At 63.0% G+C, this 17,348-nt stretch carries 16 protein-coding genes; all 16 read left to right on the plus strand.

Features of this window, described 5'->3' with window-relative positions; genetic code table 11:
* Positions 1-26 precede the first annotated feature (26 nt).
* The 16 genes from upp to rsfS all read left to right on the plus strand — a co-directional run bounded on the left by upp (position 27) and on the right by rsfS (position 17,344).
* Complete coding sequence (gene upp, locus LKD37_RS08200) at positions 27-662, plus strand: uracil phosphoribosyltransferase (protein ID WP_302928769.1); 636 nt, start codon at positions 27-29, stop codon at positions 660-662.
* A 222-nt stretch (positions 663-884) separates the two neighbouring features.
* A complete protein-coding gene (gene potA / locus LKD37_RS08205; protein WP_302928770.1) occupies positions 885-2,027 on the plus strand; it encodes a spermidine/putrescine ABC transporter ATP-binding protein in 1,143 nt (380 codons plus the stop codon).
* Positions 2,017-2,871: an ABC transporter permease gene (locus LKD37_RS08210; RefSeq protein WP_302928771.1), complete on the plus strand. Its 855-nt coding sequence runs from the start codon at positions 2,017-2,019 to the stop codon at positions 2,869-2,871. The genes potA and LKD37_RS08210 overlap by 11 nt, the downstream gene beginning before the upstream one ends.
* On the plus strand, positions 2,868-4,865 hold the full coding sequence (locus tag LKD37_RS08215) for an extracellular solute-binding protein (protein ID WP_302928772.1): 1,998 nt from the start codon (positions 2,868-2,870) through the stop codon (positions 4,863-4,865). Before LKD37_RS08210 ends, LKD37_RS08215 begins: the two co-directional genes overlap by 4 nt.
* A gap of 13 nt (positions 4,866-4,878) precedes the next feature.
* Positions 4,879-5,280 (plus strand): thioesterase family protein, encoded by a 402-nt coding sequence (locus tag LKD37_RS08220; RefSeq protein WP_302928773.1) that lies wholly within the window; start codon positions 4,879-4,881, stop codon positions 5,278-5,280.
* A 174-nt stretch (positions 5,281-5,454) separates the two neighbouring features.
* A complete protein-coding gene (locus LKD37_RS08225; RefSeq protein WP_302928774.1) occupies positions 5,455-7,194 on the plus strand; it encodes a glutamine--tRNA ligase/YqeY domain fusion protein in 1,740 nt (579 codons plus the stop codon).
* 105 nt (positions 7,195-7,299) lie between these two features.
* Complete coding sequence (locus tag LKD37_RS08230) at positions 7,300-7,806, plus strand: hypothetical protein (protein WP_302928775.1); 507 nt, start codon at positions 7,300-7,302, stop codon at positions 7,804-7,806.
* Positions 7,807-7,816: 10 nt separating this feature from the next.
* The gene (locus LKD37_RS08235; protein WP_302928776.1) at positions 7,817-8,344 is read left to right on the plus strand and encodes a hypothetical protein; all 528 of its coding nucleotides are present in this window, start codon (positions 7,817-7,819) and stop codon (positions 8,342-8,344) included.
* 156 nt (positions 8,345-8,500) lie between these two features.
* Complete coding sequence (glyA, locus tag LKD37_RS08240; protein ID WP_302928777.1) at positions 8,501-9,685, plus strand: serine hydroxymethyltransferase; 1,185 nt, start codon at positions 8,501-8,503, stop codon at positions 9,683-9,685.
* A 7-nt stretch (positions 9,686-9,692) separates the two neighbouring features.
* Positions 9,693-13,262 (plus strand): chromosome segregation protein SMC, encoded by a 3,570-nt coding sequence (gene smc / locus LKD37_RS08245; RefSeq protein ID WP_302928778.1) that lies wholly within the window; start codon positions 9,693-9,695, stop codon positions 13,260-13,262.
* Between the two features lie 12 nt (positions 13,263-13,274).
* Positions 13,275-14,144 carry a signal recognition particle-docking protein FtsY gene (gene ftsY / locus LKD37_RS08250; RefSeq protein ID WP_302928779.1) on the plus strand — a complete coding sequence of 290 codons (870 nt, stop codon included), beginning with the start codon at positions 13,275-13,277 and terminating at the stop codon, positions 14,142-14,144.
* 14 nt (positions 14,145-14,158) lie between these two features.
* Positions 14,159-14,881, plus strand: a complete 723-nt coding sequence (rph, locus tag LKD37_RS08255; RefSeq protein ID WP_302928780.1) for a ribonuclease PH — start codon at positions 14,159-14,161, stop codon at positions 14,879-14,881.
* Positions 14,878-15,468 carry an RdgB/HAM1 family non-canonical purine NTP pyrophosphatase gene (rdgB, locus tag LKD37_RS08260; RefSeq protein WP_302928781.1) on the plus strand — a complete coding sequence of 197 codons (591 nt, stop codon included), beginning with the start codon at positions 14,878-14,880 and terminating at the stop codon, positions 15,466-15,468. Before rph ends, rdgB begins: the two co-directional genes overlap by 4 nt.
* Positions 15,469-15,477: 9 nt before the next feature.
* Positions 15,478-15,798, plus strand: a complete 321-nt coding sequence (gene yhbY / locus LKD37_RS08265; protein ID WP_022176757.1) for a ribosome assembly RNA-binding protein YhbY — start codon at positions 15,478-15,480, stop codon at positions 15,796-15,798.
* Positions 15,795-16,988, plus strand: coding sequence for a nicotinate (nicotinamide) nucleotide adenylyltransferase (nadD, locus tag LKD37_RS08270; protein WP_302928782.1), 1,194 nt, complete (start codon positions 15,795-15,797; stop codon positions 16,986-16,988). Before yhbY ends, nadD begins: the two co-directional genes overlap by 4 nt.
* Positions 16,985-17,344 carry a ribosome silencing factor gene (gene rsfS, locus LKD37_RS08275; RefSeq protein ID WP_302928783.1) on the plus strand — a complete coding sequence of 120 codons (360 nt, stop codon included), beginning with the start codon at positions 16,985-16,987 and terminating at the stop codon, positions 17,342-17,344. The genes nadD and rsfS overlap by 4 nt, the downstream gene beginning before the upstream one ends.
* Positions 17,345-17,348: the final 4 nt, after the last annotated feature.

The raw sequence follows: 17,348 nt of genomic DNA on the forward strand, positions 1-17,348 counted from the left end.
AATTTTATATATAAAGGAGAAGCACCATGTTTAGCGAAAAAGTCCACGTCATGAACCATCCCCTGGTGGCCCACAAGCTCACCATCCTCCGGGACAAGAACACCAGCGTCAAGGATTTCCGGGAGCTGGTGTCCGAGATCGGCATGCTCATCACCTATGAGGCCACCCGTGACCTGCCGCTGACCACCAAGGTGGTGGAAACTCCCCTGTGCAAGGCGGAGCTGCCCACTCTGGCCGGTAAGAAGTTCGCCGTGGTGCCCATTCTCCGGGCCGGTCTGGGTCTGGTGGACGGCGTGCTGCGCATGGTGCCCTCCGCCCGCGTGGGCCACATTGGTATGTTCCGGGACGAGGAGACTCTGGAGCCCCACGTCTATTTCTGCAAGATGCCCAAGGACGTGGCCGACCGCGACATCATCATCGTGGATCCCATGCTGGCCACCGGCGGCTCCGCCGATGCCGCCATCACCGAGATGAAGAAGCGCGGATGCCACAACATCAAGCTCATGGTGCTGGTAGCTGCCCCTGAAGGCATTGAGCACCTGCAGAAGGTTCATCCCGATGTGGACATCTATGTGGGTGCGGTGGACGATCACCTGAACGAGCACGGCTATATCGTTCCCGGTCTGGGCGATGCCGGCGACCGCATCTTCGGCACCAAGTAACATGACGCGTTTTCCCCTGTCCCGGTACAGACCGGGACAGGGGATTTTTGCTTTTTCCTGCCCTTTTTGATATTCGCAAAAATAATGATTGACATTTGTCTTCATTTTTTATATATTGTATCTGCCAAATTTCAACGAGAGATATCAGGCCTATCCGCAAGGCCTCCCTTTGAACAGAGAAAAGAGGTAAGAAAAAAATATTTTACGAACGGGGGAGGATAAATGTCCAAAGAGTTGATTCGCCTGCGGGACCTCTGCATGGCGTTTGACGACGAGCTGGTTCTCGATCACATCAATCTGTATATCAACGATTCTGAATTCCTCACACTTCTGGGCCCCAGCGGCTGTGGCAAGACCACAACGCTGAGGATTATTGGCGGTTTCACGACACCCACGTCGGGAGACGTCACCTTTGACGGTGTGAGGATTAATGATGTCCCGCCGCATAAGCGGCAGATCAACACGGTGTTCCAGAAATATGCGCTGTTCCCTCATCTGGACGTGTTTGAGAATATCGCCTTTGGCTTGCGGATCGCCAAGGTGCCTGCCGAGGAAATTGAGGAGCGCGTGACGGAAATGCTGGGCGTGGTGAGTCTGAAGGGCTTCGAGCACCGGAAGATCACCCAGCTGTCCGGCGGCCAGCAGCAGCGGGTGGCCATCGCCCGGGCGCTGGTGAACCGGCCCAAGGTCCTGCTGCTGGATGAGCCCTTGGGCGCGCTGGACCTGCGCCTGCGGAAGGATATGCAGAACGAGCTGAAGCGTATCCAGCAGCAGATGGGCATTACCTTCATCTATGTGACCCACGACCAGGAGGAGGCCCTGACCATGTCCGACACCGTGGTGGTGATGGACAAGGGCCGCATTCAGCAGATCGGCACCCCCGAGGACATCTATAACGAGCCGAAAAACGCCTTTGTGGCGGACTTTATCGGCGAGAGCAACATCTTAAACGGCACCATGGTCCGCGACAACGTGGTGAAAATGTACGGCAAGGAGTTCCCCTGTGTGGACGGCGGGTTCGCCCCCAACGAGCCGGTGGACGTGGTCATCCGCCCCGAGGACATCGACATTGTCCCCGTGGAGCAGGGGCAGCTGGCGGGCACCGTCACCAACGTCACCTTCAAGGGGATGCAGTACGACATCATTGTGGACTTCCGGGGCTTCAAGTGGCTGATCCAGACCACGGACCACTCCCCGGTGGGGGCCCGCATTGGCGTGAAGATCGACCCCGACGGCTTCCACATCATGAAAAAGAGCGAATATTCCGGTCAGTTCGGCGACTACAGCTCCTATTCCGAGGAGTATGAGGAGCTGGCGGACGCCTCCTGGGAGACGGATGAGGAGGAGAGCGGGGATGAAGAATAAGCTCTCCCGGTTCGCCGTGCCCTATGAGGTGTGGATGGCCATTTTCGTGGTGGCCCCCATCCTCATCATGGTGATTTATGCCTTCTCCTCCTCGGAGGGGGGCTTCACCCTGGACAATTTTGTGCAGATGGGCGGCTATACCCAGGTGTTTCTGCGGTCCTTCAAGCTGGCCATCATCGCCACGCTGATCTGTCTGGTCATCGGCTATCCTGTATCCTATCTCATGAGCCGGGAGGGTCCGGCCTTCCAGCGGACGGCTATGGTGCTGATCATGCTGCCCATGTGGATGAACTTCCTGCTGCGGACGTATTCCTGGATGACTATCCTGGAAAACCACGGCCTGCTGAACCAGCTGTTTGAAAAAATCGGGCTTATCAGCCTGTATAACCACATTTTCGGCACGGAGCTGGAGTATTTCTCCATGATGAATACCCAGGGGGCCGTGGTGCTGGGCATGGTGTATAACTATCTGCCCTTTATGATCCTGCCCATCTATTCCGTGATCATCAAACTGGACGGCTCCCTGCTGGAGGCCGCCCGGGACCTGGGGGCCAATTCCATGACGGTGTTCCGCCGGGTGATCCTGCCCCTGAGCCTGCCGGGGGTCATCTCTGGCATCACCATGGTGTTTGTGCCGTCGGTGTCCACCTTCGCCATCAGCCGGATGCTGGGCGGCGGCACGGAGCTTCTGCTGGGCGACCTCATCGAGCGGCAGTTCCTGGGCGGGGCCTATAACCCACAGCTGGGCGCGGCCATCTCCCTGGTGATGATGATCATCGTGCTGGTGTGCATGCTGGTGATGAATCGCTTCGGTGAGGGTGAGGAACAGGCGGTGATGCTATGACCGGCCGCAAGCAGAACAGCGTCGGCGATCGGGTGCTGATGGCGCTGGTGTTCCTGTTTCTCTATGCACCCATTATCATTCTCATCGTGTTCTCCTTCAACGCAGGCACCAGCTCCAGCGTCTGGAAGGGCTTTTCCCTGAAATGGTACGAGTCCCTGCTGTCTAACCGCCTGATCATGAACAGTGTGTACACCACCCTGATGGTGTCGCTGCTGTCCACCATCGTGGCGGCCATTGCGGGCACGTTTGCCGCCATTGGACTGTACGCCATGAGCCGGCGGCGCCGGACCATCGTCAATTCCGTCAACAACATCCCCATGATGAACGCGGATATCGTCACCGGCGTCAGCCTGTGCCTGCTGTTCGTGGTGTTCTTCAACGGATGGGGCGCCTTTGCCGGGTGGGTGAACTCCTGGCAGTCGGCGGTGGTGCTGCCGGAGCGGCTGACCATGGGCTTCGGCACCCTGCTGATCGCCCACATCTGCTTCAACATCCCGTATGTCATCCTGTCCGTGGGGCCAAAGCTGCGGCAGATGGACCGGAACCTCATCGACGCGGCCCAGGACCTGGGCTGCACTTGGATGCAGGCCTTCTGGCGGGTGGTGATCCCGGAGATCAAGCCCGGCATCGTGTCCGGCGCACTGACGGCCTTCACCATGTCCGTGGATGACTTCATCATCAGCTACTTCACCGCCGGAACCAGCGCCTCCACCCTGGCCATGACCATCTACGGCATGACCAAAAAGCGCGTCAGTCCGGAGATCAACGCCATTTCCACCCTGCTGTTTGTGACGGTGCTGGTGCTGCTGGCCATCATCAACCTGCGTGACAGCCACGCCGCCCGGCGGGAGCATCACGCGGCGGCGTCCGCCGCCTCCGGCGGCCCGGTGAAGCCCCACCGGCGGCCCAACAAGCTGTTGCGCCGGGCGGCGGCCGGAGCCATGGCCTGCGCCTTAGTGGCGGTGCTGGTGGTCACCGGACACTCCGTCCAGTCGGAGCGGGTGGTGAACGTGTGCTCCTGGGGCGAGTACATCGACGAGGACCTGATCACCCGGTTCGAGGAGCAAACCGGCATCCGGGTGAACTATCAGACGGCGGAGAGCAACGAGGCCCTGTATTCCCTGATCAAGATGGGCGGCGCGGATTTCGACGTTATCGTCCCCTCGGACTATATGATCGCCCGCCTGATTCAGGAGGATATGCTGGCGGAGCTGGACTACAGCCACATTCCCAATTTCCAACTCATTGACGACACCTACAAGAACCTCAGCTACGACCCGGAGAACAAGTACACCGTGCCCTACACCTGGGGCACCCTGGGTATTATCTACAACACCACCATGGTGTCCGAGCCTATTACCAGCTGGGACGCCATGTTCGATCCCCAGTACGCCGGTCAGGTGCTGATGATCAACAACTCCCGGGACGCTCTGGCCGCGGCCCTGCTGGACTTGGGCTACAGCATCAATACCACGGACCCCGGCCAGCTGGAGGAGGCCTTCAACCTGCTGAAAACCGCCAAGGACAGCGGCGTGTATCAGGCCTTCGTCATGGACGAGGTGTTCCAGAAGATGGAGGGCGGCAATGCCGCCATCGCCATGTACTACGCCGGCGACTACCTGACCATGCTGGAAAACAACGAGGACCTGGCCTTCGTCATCCCGGAGGAGGGCAGCAACTGGTTCGTGGACGCCATGTGCGTCCTGAAGGACACCCAGCACATGTCCGAGGCGGAGGAGTGGATCAACTTCATCGCCTCCACGGACTCCAACCTGTCCAACATGGACTATATCTGGTACGCGTCCCCCAACCGGGAAGCCCTGGAGCAGTACCCGGCCTACTATGCGGAGGTCAACGAGGAGGAGCTGGATCCGGAGATCTACGAAATTATGGCCCCCCCGGCGGAGACGCTGGACCGCTGCGAGATCTATGAAAACCTGCCCAAGGACACCCTGCGGCTGTATGACCGGCTGTGGACCCGGCTGGGCGTATAAAGGAGGAACGGATATGATCGAAATCGGCAAATCCTATACCATTGAGCAGGTGGTCACCCCGGAGATGACCGCCCGGGCCATCGGCTCCGGCGGCCTGGAGGTGTTCGGCACCCCGTTTATGATGGCCATGATGGAGCACGCCGCCATGGACTGCGTGCAGCCGGACCTGCCGGAGGGCAAGGGCACCGTGGGCGTGGACATTCACTCCAGCCACCTGGCCCCCACCCCTGTGGGCATGACCGTCCGGGCCACGGCCACCGTCACCGGCGTGTCCGAAAACGGCAAGCTCATCACCTTCCGGGTGGAAGCCAGCGACGACTGGGGCCCCATCGGCGAGGGGACCCACACCCGGGCCATCATCGCCAACGACCGCTTCCTGCAGAAGTGCAACAGCAAGCTGACGGAGCGGAAATAGCCCCAGCAGCTTCCAAAGAGGGAGGAGAGCGCCGCTCTCCTCCCTCTTTTTGCAATGCCCGCAAAAAAAGTTGTCCCGCCCCTTCAAAAGCTCTTGCAATCAGAGGACGGGAACCGTATAATATAAGTTCAGTGTGAAAACACGGGATTACGACCGAATAAGGAGTGTGAGACAATGACCGAGGAAGTGAAGGCCCCTCTGACGGAGGAGAGTGCCGAAAGCAAAAACTTTATTCTGAACTTTATCGACGAGGACATCGCAGAGGGTGGCCGGTTCCAGGGACTGACCGTTCACACCCGTTTCCCGCCGGAGCCCAACGGCTATCTGCACATCGGCCACTGCAAGGCCCTTTGCATCGACTTCGGCACCGCCGAGCGTTACGGCGGCCTGTGCAACCTGCGCATGGACGACACCAACCCCGCCAAGGAGGACACCGAGTATGTGGACGCCATCCAGCAGGATATCCACTGGCTGGGCTTTGACTGGGGCGACCGGTTCTTCTACGGGTCCGACTATTTTGAAAAGGACTATGAATACGCCGTGGAGCTCATCAAAAAGGGCCTGGCGTATGTGTGCGAGTTGACGCCGGAGGAGTTCAAGGCCAACCGCGGCGACATCGGCATCCCCGCCACCTCCCCCTACCGGGACCGCCCCATTGAGGAGAATCTGCGTCTGTTTGAAATGATGAAGAACGGCCAGGTGGAGGAGGGCAAGATGACCCTGCGGGCCAAGATCGACCTGGCCAGCGGCAATCTGAACCTCCGGGACCCCATCATTTACCGCATCCGCTTCATCAACCACCACCGCCAGGGCACCAAGTGGTGCATCTATCCCATGTACGACTTTGCCCACCCCATCCAGGACGCTCTGGAGGGCATCACCCACAGTCTCTGCTCCCTGGAGTTCGAGTCTCACCGGCCTCTGTATGACTGGGTGGTCAGCAATGTGTCCATCCCCTATCACAAGCCCCGCCAGATCGAATTTGCCCGGCTGGGCATCGACCACACTGTCATGAGCAAGCGCAAGCTCCGCAAGCTGGTGGAGGAGCACTATGTCTCCGGCTGGGACGATCCCCGGATGCCCACCCTGTGCGGCCTGCGCCGCCGGGGCTATACCGCCGCCTCCATCCGCAGCTTCTGCGAGCGCATCGGCGTGGCCAAGTCCCCCAACACCGTGGAATACGGCTTCCTGGAGCACTGCCTGCGGGAGGACCTGAACGGCTCCGCCCAGCGGACCATGGCGGTGCTGCACCCGGTGAAGCTCACCGTCACCAACTATCCCCAGGGCCAGAGCGAGACCTTCACCGTGGAGAACAACCCCACCGATCCCAGCCAGGGCACCCATGAGATCACCTTCAGCCGCCACCTGTGGATCGAGCATGAGGACTTTCTGGAGACGCCCATTCCCAAGTATAAGCGCCTGTATCCCGACGGCCCCGAGTGCCGCCTGAAGGGCGCGTATCTGGTGAAGTGCACCGGCTGTGTCAAGGATGAAAACGGCCAGATCGTGGAGGTCCTGTGCACCTACGACCCCGACAGCCGGGGCGGCGATCCCGCCGACGGCCGCAAGGTCAAGGGCGCCACGCTGCACTGGGTGGACGCGGAGAGCTGCGTGGACGCCGAGGTGCGCCTGTATGACAATCTGTTCTCCGATCCCCAGCCCGACGGGCCGGACAAGGATTTCCTGAACTGCCTGAATCCCGACTCCCTGATGGTGCTGGAGGGCTGCAAGGTGGAGCGGGCCATGGTGGACGTGGCCCGGGACTTCGACCGGGTGGAAAACCGCACCGGCATCAACGCCCCCACCTTCCAGTTCATGCGCACGGGCTATTTCTGCATGGATAACCGGGACTGCACGGCGGATCACCTGGTGTTCAACCGCAGCGTGTCCCTGAAGGACAGCTTCAAAAAGTAACCTGTAAAGTAAAAGTTGCGCTGCCCAAAAGGCGGCGCAACTTTGTTTTGCTGGACAAGAGGCGGGGCAGCCTATATAATAGGGAAAAAACGGGAGGACCACGCCATGCCTCTGTACGATGCCGTTCGCGCACCCCGGCCCCGGAAACGGGACCCCAGGCTGCTTGCCTGCATAGCCATCGCACTGACCCTGGTGTTGCTGGCATTTTTTCCCATTCTATGGGCCGCCCATTTACAGCGGCAGTACCGCCATTTTATAAGCGGGCTGGGAGAAAGCGTCCTATATGCCAAGGCGCAGGGAAGTCTGTACGTCCGGCAGAACGGGCGGCAATTCCGGGCCCGGGAGCCCGCCTCCCGGCTGTATCTGGAGGTGAATGCCGCCGGCATGGGCAAGCGCCAGAGCAGCGCCCCCGATTCTGCGCCGGACGCGGAGCTGGAGTTCGGAGACGGGTGCATCCTGCGCTTCTGGGGCCTGGACGTGTGGGACGGGTACAACCGCCAATGGGTCCCCGGCGTGTTCGTCTGGTACCGGGGAGCCAACGGAAAAATCTATATGTATGACACCGACCAGATGCAATGGCAAACGCTGGTGCGGTGCCTGCCCGAAGAATAGGAGGAACGATATGGGTCTTTATGATGCGGTGCGCCGGGAGGAGAAACCCCGGCGGCGGCACCCCATGTGGGTGGTGGCGCTGGCCTTTGCGGCGGCGCTGGTGACGGCGCTGGGCCTGACCATCAGCAAGCCCCAGCGGGATCATGACCGGTTCATCCGCTGCATGAGCGACATCTCCAGCAGCACCACCTACGCTTTCAGCGGAAAATTCACCTCCCTCCGGGCCCGGGTGGACGGCCAGGACCTGCGCATCACCCAGGAAAACGGCTATGCCCTGTACGGGAAGCTCTTCAACATGAACGCCACCTTCAGCCGGGACGTCCCCAAGGAGGACAGCCTCCGCCTGGACTACGGCGACGGGGCGGTGCTGGAGCTGTGGCCCTATCACCTGCCGGACGGCTCCGACCGCAGCGAGGGCATATTCGTCCGGTTCGTAAATCCGGAGGGAAAAACCTACACCTACTACACCGACCGGGACACCTTCGCCCGGGTCACCCAATGCCTGTCGCCGGAAAATAACCCGGCATGGGCGGAATAACCGATTTTCGCAGGACGGCTTCCCGTCCTGCGATTTTTCTTGAAAAAAACCGGGATTTATGATATCATAAGCTGATTATATATGCACACAAGCGGGACGGGAGCCGCAGGCTGCGGAAGCGTCCCCTCCCGTAGGTCCTATGGAGGAGGAACACCGTTGAAATCCAGAGTTTTTGAGATCATTGCCGCCGAGCAGGCCCGGCAGAACAGCACCGTGGAGCTGATCGCCAGCGAAAACTTCGTGAGCGAAAATGTCATGAAGGCCGTAGGCTCCTGCCTGACCAACAAATATTCCGAGGGCTATCCCGCCCAGCGTCCCTCCGGCAACCGGGGCCGGTTCTACGGCGGCTGCCAGTATGTGGATGAGCTGGAGGAATACTGCTGCCACCAGTGGCAGGCCGTCTTTCAGACGGACTATCACGTCAATGTCCAGCCCCACAGCGGCTCCTCCGCCAACCTGGCCGCCTATATGAGCGTGCTGAAGCCCGGCGACACCATTCTGGCCATGAGCCTCAACAACGGCGGTCACCTGACCCACGGCTCCCCGGTGAATTTCAGCGGCAAGCTGTTCCACATGGAGTTCTACGGGGTGGACGAAAATGGCTTCATCGACTATGAGGACGTCCGCCGGAAAGCCCGGGAGTGTCGCCCCCAGCTGATTCTGGCCGGGGCCTCGGCCTACAGCCGCACCATCGACTTCCCGGCCTTTGCCGACGCCGCCCGGGAGGCGGGGGCGTATTTCATGGTGGACATGGCCCACATCGCAGGGCTCGTGGCCGCCGGGGACCATCCCTCCCCCTTCGGCCTGGCAGACATCATCACAACCACTACCCACAAGACCCTGCGAGGCACCCGGAGCGGACTGATCTTCTGTAGGCCCGAGCTTGCCAAGCGGGTGGACAGCGCCGTGTTCCCCGGCTGCCAGGGCGGCGCGCTGCAGCACGTCATCGCCGGAAAGGCCGTCACGGCGGAGGAAGCCTCCACGGAGGAGTTCCGGGAATACATCCACGCCGTTGTCCGCAACTGCAAAGCCATGTGCGATGAATTTATCTCCATGGGCTACAAGGTGGTCACCGGCGGCACGGACAATCACCTGTTCCTGCTGGACCTGACGGACACCGGGCTCACCGGGAAAGCCGTTCAGGATGAACTGGACCGCCACGGCATCACCCTGAACAAGAACTGCGTCCCCAACGAGTCCCGCTCCCCCCAGCAGACCTCCGGCGTCCGCATCGGGACGGCAGCCATGACCACCAAGGGCTACACGGAGCAGGATTTCATCGCCGTGGCCCGCCAAATTGACCGCATCATCCGGGATATGCAGGATATGCGGAAGGAGTGACAGAAACGTGTATTTAAAAGCACTGGAAATTCAGGGCTTCAAATCCTTTCCCGACAAAACGGTGCTGAATTTCGGCGCGGACATCACCGCCATCGTGGGTCCCAACGGCTCCGGCAAGTCCAACATCTCCGACGCCATCCTGTGGGTCATGGGCGAGCAGAACAGCCGCCAGCTCCGGGGCGCCAAAATGGAGGACGTGATCTTCGGCGGCACGGAAAAGCGCAATCAGATGGGCTTTGCCCAGGTGACGCTAATCATCGACAACACCGGCCACATCTTCCCCCGGGACGAGAGTGAGGTGGCCGTCACCCGCCGCTATTACCGCAGCGGGGAGTCGGAATACTATATCAACCGCCAGTCCGTGCGGCTCAAGGACGTCAACGAGCTGTTCATGGACACCGGCATGGGCCGGGAGGGCTACTCCATCATCGGCCAGGGCAAGATCGACGAGATCCTGTCCGTGAAAAGCGGCGAGCGCCGGGAGGTGTTCGAGGAGGCGGCGGGCATCAGCAAGTTCCGCCACCGCAAGGATGAGTCTGAGCGGAAGCTCCAGCGCACGGAGGAGAATCTGGTGCGCATCAACGACAAGATCGCCGAGCTGGAGCTGCAGGTGGAACCTCTGCGGCAGCAGGCGGAAACGGCGAAAAAATACCTGGTGCTGCGGGACGAGCTGCGGGTGCTGGAGATCTCCGTGTGGCTGGAAAACCTCCAGGCCCTGCGGGCCGGTGCCCTGAAGCTGGAGGCCGATCTGCGGACCGCCCAGGAGGACCGCCAGCGTGCCCAGGAAGACCTGGACGCCGTGTATGCCGCCGGGGAGGAGAGCCTGGAGAAGATCCGGGACAACGATGTCCGGGCCGAGGCCCTGCGGGGCCAGGTGTCCCAGCTGGACGCCGCCGCCCAGGAGGAGACCTCCGCCATGGCCGTGCTGGAAAACAGCCTGAGCCATGACAAGCAAACCCTGGAGCGGCTGGACCGGGAGCTGGCAGACACCCAGCAGCGGGCCGGTAATCTCCGGACCCAGGCTGACGCCCTGACGGACCGCATAGACCAGATCGACGCGGAGGTCCAGGACCTGGCCCGGCAGCTGGAGGAGCTGATGGACGCCCTGCGGCAGCTGGCCGAAAGCGCCGGAAGCGCCCAGCAGGAAGCCGAAGCCCTGCGAGCCAAGGAGACCCTGGCCGTGGCTGACGCCGCCCGGGGCCGGACGGAGCTGGCCGCTCTGGACGCCACCCGGACCCAGGCCCAGGCCCGTCAGGCCGCCATCGCCGCCGACAGCGCCGCCGCCCGGGAAAAGCTGGACCAATGCCGCCGGGAGGCCGAAGAAAACAACGCCTCCCTGACTGCCGCCCGGGAGGAGGAGCAGGCCGCCGCCAACGTCATCCAGGGCCACAGCCTGAAGATGGAGGGCCGGCGCCGCCGGGCCCAGGAGGCCGCCCAGCAGGCCGAACAGCTGCGCCGGCAGCTGGCCGCCATGGAGGACCGCATCCGTCTGCTGACGGAGATGGAGAATGACTACGAGGGCTTCTCCCGGGCGGTGAAGGGCGTGATGCAGGCGGCGGACCGGGGCACCCTGTCCGGGATCCACGGCCCCGTGGCAAGCCTTATGACCACCGACCCCCAATACACCGTGGCCCTGGAGATCGCCCTGGGCGCGGCTTTGCAGAACATCGTGGTGGACCGGGACACCGACGCCAAGGAGGCCATCGCCTTCCTGAAGCGCCGGGACGCGGGCCGCGCCACGTTCCTGCCCATGAGCGCCATCCGGGGCGATATGCTCCGGGAGCCGCGCCTGGACCAGGAATACGGCTTCGTGGGCATCGCGTCCCAGCTGGTGACGTATGACGCCCGGTATGACGGCATTTTCCAGAATCTGCTGGGCCGCACCGTGGTGGTGGAGGACCTGGACTGCGGCGTGAATATGGCCCGTCGGTATCAGAACCGCTTCCGCATCGTCACCCTGGACGGTCAGGTCATCAACCGGGGCGGCTCCATGACCGGCGGCAGCGTCAGCCGCAGTGCCGGGGTCCTGTCCCGGGCCAGCGAGCTGTCCGGGCTGCGGGAGCAGCTGACGGGGCTGAAAGCCTCCCTGGACCAGGCCGCCCACCGGGCGGAGGAAACCGGCCGGGACCTGCAAAAGGCCCAGTATGAGCTGGATGTGGCCCGGGAGCAGCAGCAGAACGCCGCCCAGCAGGTGCTGGCTCTGGAGACCCGCGGCCAGCACTATGACAGCCTGCGGGAGACCCTGGAAGCCACCCTGGAGGCCCTGGACGCCGAAAATCTCCGGCTGACCCGGCAGACGGCGGACGGTGACGCCCGCCGCCGGGAGCTTCAGACGGAGATCGACGGTCAGGAGGACCTGGCCCGGCAGCTGCGCCAACAGGCCCAGGACTGCCTGGCCGGGCAGAGCGACCTGCAGTCGAAAACCGGCGGCATCTCCGACCGGATCACCCGCTGCAAGGAGCAGCAGGCCGCCCTGGCCGCCGAGCGCCAGGGAGCGGAGAGCCGCCTGGCGGACCTGCGCCAGCTGATGACGGACCTGGACGGCGACTGCCGCAGCCGGGAGGATCTGGCCCGGCAGCTGCATGAATCCCAGGTCCGGGCACGGGAGCAAATGGCGGAGCATCAAGCCCGCTGCGACTCCCTGCACCGGCAGGCGGAGGACCTGCGCGGGCAGCTGCAGACCCTCCAGCAGGAGAAGCTGGACCTGGAGCAGCAGCGCACAGCCCTGAACCGCCAGACCCAGACCTGCAACGACGCGGTAATCGCCGCCCAGCAGGAGCTGTCCCGGCTGGAGCAGAAGCGCAGCGCCGCCGCCATGGAGGAGAAAACCATTCTCGATAAGCTCTGGGAGCGGTATGAGCTGAGCCATTCTGAGGCCCAGGCCCAGCGGGTGGAGCTGGAGAGTGTCCCCAAGGCCACCCGCCGCATCGGCGAGCTGAACCGGTCCATCAAGGCCCTGGGCACCCCCAACATCGGGGCTATCGAGGAGTATGAGCGGGTCAACGGGCGGTATACCTATCTGTCCGACCAGCGGGCGGACGTGGAGCAGGCCAAGGGCGAGCTCACCGGCGTCATCGACCAGCTGACCCAGCAGATGACGGAGATTTTCGCCCAGCAGTTCAGGCTCCTCAACGACAGCTTCCAGGAGACGTTTCTGGAGCTGTTCGGCGGGGGCAAGGCCCGGCTGGAGCTGGAGGATGAAAAGGACATCCTCAACTGCGGCATTGAGATCAAGGTGCAGCCCCCGGGCAAGCAACTGAAAACCATCACCCTGCTGTCCGGCGGCGAAAAGGCCTTTGTGGCCATCGCCCTGTACTTCGCCATTCTCAAGGTCCACCCCACCCCCTTCTGCGTGATGGACGAGATCGAGGCCGCCCTGGACGAGGCCAACGTGGTGCGCTATGCCCGCTATATGCGGCGCATCGCCGGAAAGACCCAGTTCATCGTCATCACCCACCGGCGGGGCACCATGGAGGAGGCCGACGTGCTCTACGGCGTCACCATGCAGGAGCGGGGCGTCAGCCGGATCCTCACCATCAACCTCAACGATATGGCCAAAGAGCTGAATATAAAGTAAGGAGACACGATTATGGGACTGTTCAAAAAATTCCGGGACGCGTGGTTTGCGCCCATGTCCTTTGACTCCCTGGACGACGATTTTTATGACCGGCTGGAGGAATCCCTGATCCTGGCGGACGTGGGCATGGACGTGGCCCTGGACGCCACCGAGAAGCTGCGCCGCCGGGCCTATGACGACCGTCTGCTGACGGCGGACCAGGTGAAGGGCGCTCTGCGGGAGATCCTGGCCGAGAAGCTGGAGGTGGGCGACAGCCGGCTGGACCTGTCCACCCAGCCCAGCGTCATTCTGGTCATCGGCGTCAACGGCGTGGGCAAGACCACGTCCATCGGCAAGCTGGCCTATCAGCTGAAAAAGCAGGGCAAAAAGGTCCTGCTGTGCGCCGGTGACACCTTCCGGGCCGCCGCCGCCGACCAGCTGGAGATCTGGGCGGGCCGTGCCGGGGTGGACATCGTCCGCCAGAACGAGGGCGCGGACCCCGGTGCCGTGCTGTTCGACGCCCTGGCTGCCGCCAAGGCCCGCCGCAGCGACGTGGTGCTGGTGGACACCGCCGGGCGGCTGCACAACAAGGCCAATCTCATGAAGGAGCTGGCCAAGCTCCGGAAGATCATCGATCGGGAGCTGCCCGGGGCCGCCAAGGAGACCCTGCTGGTGCTGGACGCCACCACCGGCCAGAACGGTCTCATCCAGGCTCGGCAGTTCAAGGAGACCGCCGGTCTGACGGGCATCGTGCTGACCAAGCTGGACGGCACCGCCAAGGGCGGCATCGTCATCGCCATCGCCCAGGAGCTGCAGGTGCCGGTGAAGTATGTGGGCCTGGGCGAGGGCATCAAGGACCTGGCCCCCTTCGACGCCAAGGAATTTGTGGGCGATCTGTTCTGATGGGAGGGACGAATATGATCCGTGCCGACGGAAGAAAGTATGACGAAAGCCGCCCGGTGGAGATCACCACGGGCTTTATCAAATTTGCCGAGGGCAGCGCCCTGATCCGCTGCGGCGACACGGTGGTGCTGTGCAACGCCTCGGTGGAGGACCGGGTCCCGCCCCATGTGCGCCCGGGCTGCGGCTGGGTGACGGCGGAGTATTCCATGCTGCCCCGGGCCAACCGGGAGCGGTCCCGCCGGGACGTGGACAAGCTGAAGCTGTCCGGCCGCAGCGCCGAAATCCAGCGGCTCATCGGCCGGAGCCTGCGGGCGGCGGTGGATATGCGCCGCCTGGGCGAGCGCACCATCACCATCGACTGCGACGTGCTCCAGGGTGACGGCGGCACCCGCACCGCCTCCGTCACCGGCGGCTTTGTGGCCCTGGCCCTGGCGTGCCGGGGTCTTCTGGAGCAGGGGCTGGTGAAGGCCATGCCCATCCGCCACTATGTGGCCGGTATCTCCGCCGGTATCGTGGACAACGTACCCATGCTGGACCTGCAATACTCCGAGGACAGCCGGGCCATGGTGGATCTGAACTGCGTCATGAATGAGCAGGGCGGCATCATCGAGCTGCAGGGCACCGGCGAGGGCCGGGCCTTCACCGCCCGGGAGCAGCAGGAGCTGGTGGCTCTGTGCGCCCAGGGCAATGCCCGGCTGATCCAGCTGGAGAAAAACATATTGGGGGAGATTCTATGAAATTCGTTTTGGCATCCCATAACCGCAAGAAGCTGGCGGAGATGCAGGAGATTCTGCGTGAGCTGGGGGTGGAGGTGGTCCTTCAGTCCGACGTGGGCCTGGACCTGGAGCCGGAGGAAAATGGAACCACCTTCGCCGAAAACGCCGCCATCAAGGCCATGGCCGTGATGCAGGCCAGCGGTCTGCCCGCCATTGCCGACGACTCCGGCCTGTGCGTGGACGCGCTGAATGGCGCACCGGGCATCTATTCCGCCCGATACGGCGGCGTGGACAGTGACCAGGCCCGCTATCGCCTGCTGCTGGAGAATCTCCGGGGTGCTGGGGCCCGCACCGCCCATTTCCACACTGCCATCGTCTGCTGCTTCCCCAATGGGGACCGGCTGGACGCAGCCGGAGATTGCTTCGGCACCATTGCCTATGCACCCCAGGGGGACAACGGCTTCGGCTATGACCCGGTGTTTTTCGTGCCGGAGCTGCGCAAGACCTTTGCCCAGCTAACGCCGGAGGAGAAAAACGCCATCAGCCACCGCGGCAACGCCCTGCGTGCCTTCGCGGCGGAGCTGAAAACCTATCTGGAAAAGAACTGAGGAGCATCTATGGAACTGACAAGCAAGCAGAGAGCCCAGCTGCGGGGCATGGCCGCCAACCTGGACACCATCGTCCACGTGGGCAAGGACGGCATCGGCGACAACCTGGTCAAGCAGGTCAACGACGCTCTGGAGGCCCGGGAGCTGATCAAGGGCCGGGTGCTGGAAAACTCCATGTACACCGCCCGGGAAGCGGCAGAGGAGCTGAAGGTGGCCGCCCGCTGCGAGGTGGTGCAGGTCATCGGCAGCAAATTCGTTCTCTTCCGCTATCAGCACAACAAGGACAAGCGGAAGATCGAGCTGGAAAAAGACAGGAAGCGCAGCGTATGAGGATCGGCATTTACGGCGGCACCTTCAACCCCATCCACCGGGGCCACCTGACGGCGGCCCGGGCGGCTATGGACGTCCTGGGGCTGGACCGTCTGCTGCTGATCCCCGCCAGCGTTCCGCCCCACAAGGCCCTGCCCCAGGGCAGCGCCGAGCCCGCCGACCGCCTGGAAATGGCGGCCCTGGCCTGTGCCCAGCTGGGCCCCGTGGCCCAGGCTCTGGACATCGAGCTGCACCGCACCGGCCCCAGCTATACGGTGGATACCCTGCGTCAGCTGCGCATGGAGCATCCGGAGGATGAGCTGTGGCTTCTTATGGGGACGGATATGTTTTTGTCCCTGGAGCGCTGGTATCATGCGTCGGACATTCTGTCTCTGGCCCACATCGGGGCCTTTGACCGGGCCCACCCCCAGCCGGGGGAGGATCTGGCGGCCCAGAAGCGGCTGCTGGAGACGAAATACGGGGCCACTGTGGCCATCATCGCCAACCGGCAGGTTATCGACCTGTCCTCCACCCAGGTGCGGGAGGCCCTTGCCGCAGGCCGGGGCCGGGATCTGGTGACGGACCCCGTATACGGCTATATCCAGCGCCGGGGGCTGTACGGCGTTCACACGGACCTGCATCACCTGACCCCGGACCAGCTGCGGCCCATCGCCCTGAGCTATCTGAAGCCCAAGCGCATGCCCCATGTTCTGGGTACGGAGCAGGAGGCCGTGCGCCTGGCCCGGCAGTATGGGGCCGACGAGACCCAGGCCCGGATCGCCGCCCTGCTCCACGACTGCACCAAGAAGCTGGACATGGACCGGCAGCTGGCCCTGTGCCGGCAGTACGGCATCCCCCTGGACGACCTGGAGCAGCACGCCCTGAAGCTGCTGCACGCCAAAACCGGCGCGGCCATCGCCCGGGACGTGTTCGCCGTGGATGACGCGGTCTACCGCGCCATCTACTGGCACACCACCGGCCACGCCAACATGACCAAGCTGGAAAAGATCATCTATCTGGCGGACTATATCGAGCCCAGCCGGGACTTCCCCGGGGTGGACGACCTGCGCCGGGCGGTCCATGCCGACCTGGACCGGGGCCTGCTGAAGGCGCTGGACGACAGCATCCGGGATATGCAGCAGTGGGGCAACCCCGTGCATCACAACACCCTGGACGCCCGAGACTATTTATTAAGAGGTAAACAGATATGAAAACTGCGAAGGAACTGGCCCTTATGGCGGCCCGGGCCCTGTCCGACAAGAAGGGCCGGGAGATCCAGGTGCTGGAGATCGGCGATCTGACCACCCTGGCGGACTATTTCGTCATCGCCACCGGCTCCTCCAATACTCAGATCAACGCCCTGGTGGACAACGTGGAAAAGGTCCTCTGGGAGGAGGCCCAGGAGGAGCCCCTGCACCGGGAGGGCTATCGGGCCGGCACCTGGGTGCTGCTGGACTACGGCTGCATCGCCATCCACGTCTTCAACGCCGAGGCCCGGGAGTTCTACGGCCTGGAGCGCCTGTGGCGCGACGGCAAGCCCCTGGACCTGACCGGCGTGGTGGATTGACAGC

It is taken from the genome of Brotocaccenecus cirricatena (assembly GCF_020687045.1).
Classification (GTDB): domain Bacteria; phylum Bacillota; class Clostridia; order Oscillospirales; family Oscillospiraceae; genus Vescimonas; species Vescimonas cirricatena.